General features: G+C 69.1%; 3 protein-coding genes. 1 reads left to right on the top strand and 2 read right to left on the bottom strand.

Features of this window, described 5'->3' with window-relative positions; genetic code table 11:
- Window positions 1-75: 75 nt before the first annotated feature.
- Together rlmKL and ABGA94_RS05335 are read right to left on the bottom strand one after the other, a co-directional pair.
- Complete coding sequence (gene rlmKL, locus ABGA94_RS05340) at window positions 76-2214, bottom strand: bifunctional 23S rRNA (guanine(2069)-N(7))-methyltransferase RlmK/23S rRNA (guanine(2445)-N(2))-methyltransferase RlmL (RefSeq protein WP_111174703.1); 2139 nt, start codon at window positions 2212-2214, stop codon at window positions 76-78.
- A gap of 145 nt (window positions 2215-2359) precedes the next feature.
- A complete protein-coding gene (locus tag ABGA94_RS05335) occupies window positions 2360-2887 on the bottom strand; it encodes an alpha/beta hydrolase (RefSeq protein ID WP_005415905.1) in 528 nt (175 codons plus the stop codon).
- 72 nt (window positions 2888-2959) lie between these two features.
- Between ABGA94_RS05335 and ABGA94_RS05330 the strand changes: the two genes are divergently transcribed.
- A complete protein-coding gene (locus tag ABGA94_RS05330; protein ID WP_095378319.1) occupies window positions 2960-3526 on the top strand; it encodes an N-acetylmuramoyl-L-alanine amidase in 567 nt (188 codons plus the stop codon).
- Window positions 3527-3963: the final 437 nt, after the last annotated feature.

The following is a 3963-nucleotide window of genomic DNA, read 5'->3' as shown; positions in this document are numbered from 1 at the left end:
CGGCCGCTGGCCGGCATCCCGCGGACCTTCCACGGTTCTGACGCAGTTGCCGGCCAGCGGCCGGCGCTACCGGGCTTACCCCAACCGCTTCAGTTCCCACGCGCGGTGGATGCGCGCGTTGCGCTCGAAATCCGGACCAATCGTGCGTGCGGTGATCTCGCGGCACTGGGCGAACTCGGCGATGGCGTTCTCTTCCAGCTTGAAGCGGCGGAAGTTGTTGGAGAAGTACAGCACGCCACCCGGTGCCAGCCGCGCCACCGCCGCCCGCAGCAGCTTCAGCTGTTCGCGCTGCACGTCGAAATCATCGGCGCGGGCGGAATTGGAGAAGGTCGGCGGGTCACAGAAGATCACGTCGTACTGGCCGCGGTCGCCTTCCAGCCAGGCCATTGCATCGGCCTGGACCAGCAGATGCTGGTTGCCCCCCTGCCCGTTCAGCGCCAGGTTGTCGTAGCACCACTGCAGATAGGTGGCCGACAGGTCGACGCTGGTGGTGCTGGCGGCACCGGCCACGGCGGCCTGCACGCTGGCCACGCCGGTGTAGCAGAACAGGTTGAGGAAACGCTTGCCACGCACCTGCTCGGCCATCATCCGGCGCAGCGGGCGATGGTCGAGGAACAGGCCGGTATCCAGGTAATCGAACAGGTTCACCTGCAGCAGCGCGTTGTTCTCTCGCACCACGATGAACTCGTCGCGCTGCTCGAAGCGGCCGTACTTGCTGCCGCCCTTGCCGCGCTCGCGCGATTTCATCGACACCTGTTCCGGTGGCACGCCGAACACTTCGCGCGCGGCGGCCAGCAGCTCATTGCGGCGGCGGCGCACGTCGTTCTCGGGAATCGCCGCCGGTGCCGCATATTCCTGCACATGCAGGAAGGTACGCCGCCTGCCACCCTCTTCCTCGTAGACGTCGATGGCCGCCGCGTACTCCGGCAGGTCGGCGTCGTAGGCGCGGAAGCAGGTGATGTCCTCGCGGGCACGCCAGCTCTTGAACTTCTTCAGGTTCTTGCGCAGGCGGTTGGCCACCATCTGCGCGCCTTCGCTCAGCTCGCGGGGCTGTGCCGGATCACGGCCCGGCACAGCGATCGGATCGCAGACGATCAGCGCGCATTCCAGCGCACCGTTGAACATCTGGTACTTCTTGCTGGCACGCAGGCCGGTGGCAAAGGCCAGTTCGTCATTGCCGCACAGCAGGCTGGCGCGCCACTGCGGCACTGCCTTCTGCAAGGCATTGCCCAGTGCACGGTACAACGCCGGATCGGCGGCCAGGCGCTCGTCGTACGGCGGGTTGCAGACCACCGCACCGATCTCCTGTTCCGGCGTGGCCAGGTCGGCGACATCGGCGCGGGTGAAACGGATCGCGTGGGCGACGCCGGCGACCTCGGCATTCTCGCGGGCCGCCTGGATCGCAGCCGGGTCGATGTCGCTGCCGTGGATGACCGGCTTCAGCGCGGCCAGGCCGGCCGCTTCGCGCTCACGTGCTTCGCTCTGGATGGACTTCCAGGCCGCCTTGTCGAAGCCCAGCCAACGGCTCGGCGGCAGGCTGCCATGCCGCATCAGGCCTGGGGCAACGTCGGCGGCCATCAGCGCGCCTTCGATCAGCAGCGTGCCGCTGCCACACATCGGGTCCAGCAGGCCACCGCCGGCGGCATGCAGGCGCGGCCATTGCGCGCGCAGCAGCAGCGCGGCGGCCAGGTTTTCCTTCAGCGGCGCCTCGTGGGCGGCACCGCGCCAGCCACGGCGATGCAGCGGGCCACCGCCGAGGTCGATCGACAGCGAGGCGCGGCCCTTGCGCAGCGAGAGGTTGACGCGCACGTCGGGCAGATCGGTATTGACCGAAGGCCGCTCCAGGCCTTCGTCGCGCATGCGGTCGACGATCGCATCCTTGATCCGCTGCGCGGCAAAGCGTGCATGGGTGATCTTGTCGCCGGACACGTGCGCATCCACCGCCAGGGTCATCTCCGGCGAGATGTGCTCGTGCCACGGCAGTGCACGCACGCCGTCATACAGGGCCTGCTCGTCCGGGCAGTCGAACTCGTCGATCGGCCACAGCACCCGGCTGGCCAGGCGCGACCACATCACGATCCGCAGCGCCTGCGCCAGTTCGCCATCGGCGTTGACGCCGGCAATGGTGGCGGTGGCCTTGCCAAGGCCCAGGGCCGACAGTTCATCGGCAAGCAGGTATTCCAGGCCCTTGGCGCAGGAGACGAAGAATTTCACGGGATCGGTTCGCAGGTGGTCGGGCGCGGCACAGGGGCCGGGCCGGTCGGAAAGGAGGGCCGTAGGCACGGCCGGCAGGCCCGCGCCGGGGGCGGCGGGGCTGCCATTGTAGTCAATGCGGGCGGGCGCGCCGTGCGCCCTGGCTTCACAGTTGCCGCAGCAGGCGCTCGAAGGCCTGCGCGGAGGCCTCCACGTGGCGCTCCAGGCGGTGGCCATCGTCAACCAGCAGCAACTGCGCCGAACGCGCCTGCGCCCAGGCAATCACGCCGGCAGCCGGTACCACATCGTCATGCCAGGCCTGCACCACCGTGGTCGGCACCGCAGCGGCGTCCAGCGCCGGCATCGGGCCCATGGCGGTCGGCGGCACCATCAGGAACAGGCCGGCCACCGGCACCTGCAGCGAAGCGATGGCGGAGATGTAGGCGCCCAGGCTGGAGCCGGCCAGCACCACCGGCCCCTGACGGGCGGCGATGGCGGCGCGTTCAACCAGACGGCGCAGGCGGGTCGGCACGTCGCCCACCCGGCTGACCTCGCTCATCGCGTCCAGGTCGGTGTAGTCGGGGCGCTCGTGGGTCCAGCCCAGGCGTTGCGCCACCTCGGCCAGCGCGGTGACCTTGGTCGCCTCCGGGCCGCTCTCGAAGCCATGGGAGAGGATGCAGTGGCCGCGGCTCATGCGCGTGCTCCGTGGGCGCGGGCCGACGAGGAAAGGGAAGGCAGGTTCATGCCGCAATGCTAGCATCGCCGGATGCCCAACCCGCTCCTGCCCGGCCTGCAGCTGCAGCCCCTGCCCTATCACGACCGACTGCCGCTGCGGGATCCCGCCTCGCTGGAAATGGTGGTGATCCACTGCACCGAGCTGCCCGATCTGGCGATGGCCCGCGAGTACGGCGAGCGCGTGCTGTACGACAGCGGCGCCGGCAATAGCGGGCACTTCTACATCGACCGCGATGGCAGCGTGGTGCAGTACGTGGCGCCGGAACGCGTGGCCCATCACGTGCGCGGCATGAACGCGCATACGCTGGGCATCGAGCTGGTCAACCGCGGGCGCTATCCGGACTGGTTCGACAGCCGCCACCAGGCGATGGACGAGCCCTACACCGAGGCACAGCTGGGAGCGCTGGAGCGGCTGCTGCTGGCGCTGGTGGCGCGCTATCCGTCGCTGCGGCGGATTGCCGGGCACGACCAGCTGGACCTGGAGCAGGTGCCGGCCAGCGATGATCCGACGCTGAGGGTGGCACGCAAGCGCGATCCGGGGCCCTTGTTCCCGTGGGCACGGGTGCTGGCGAAGGTGCCGCTGCAGGGGTTGGAGTAAGCAGCAGGGCTGCGCCCTGCACCTGCAGAGGCAACGTCAACGTCAAGAGCTGGCATTCCGGGGGATGGCGGGGTGGATCCGATTGCGGGGGACGCCGTAAAGCCCCAGGCCGGCCCAGCCGCTGGCGGCTGTGCGTTCGGGCGCTTGCGAAGCAGTGCTTCGCAAGCAAAGCGCCCTCACCCATGGCGGCTTGGCCGCGGCATCCATGCCGCGGACACCCCCGCAACCGGACCCACCCCGCCTTCGACAGATTTCCGCGATCTGTGGATCCACGCCATGCGTGAATGAATCTCTGTCGGATAACGAAATCAATCGGGGTCAGAGCCCGTTGCGTAGCAACGGGAGCCGACCCCGTGCCGATTCGAAGGATCGCGGAGAACTGTCGAAGGCGGGGTGGGTCCGGTTGCGGGGGTGTCCGCGGCATGGATGCCGCGGCC

Source organism: Stenotrophomonas sp. 3diitr2024 (assembly GCF_042136455.1).
Taxonomy (GTDB): Bacteria; Pseudomonadota; Gammaproteobacteria; order Xanthomonadales; family Xanthomonadaceae; genus Stenotrophomonas; species Stenotrophomonas sepilia.
The sequence above is the reverse complement of the archived record's forward strand: the minus strand, read 5'-3'. Positions and strand labels throughout refer to the sequence as shown.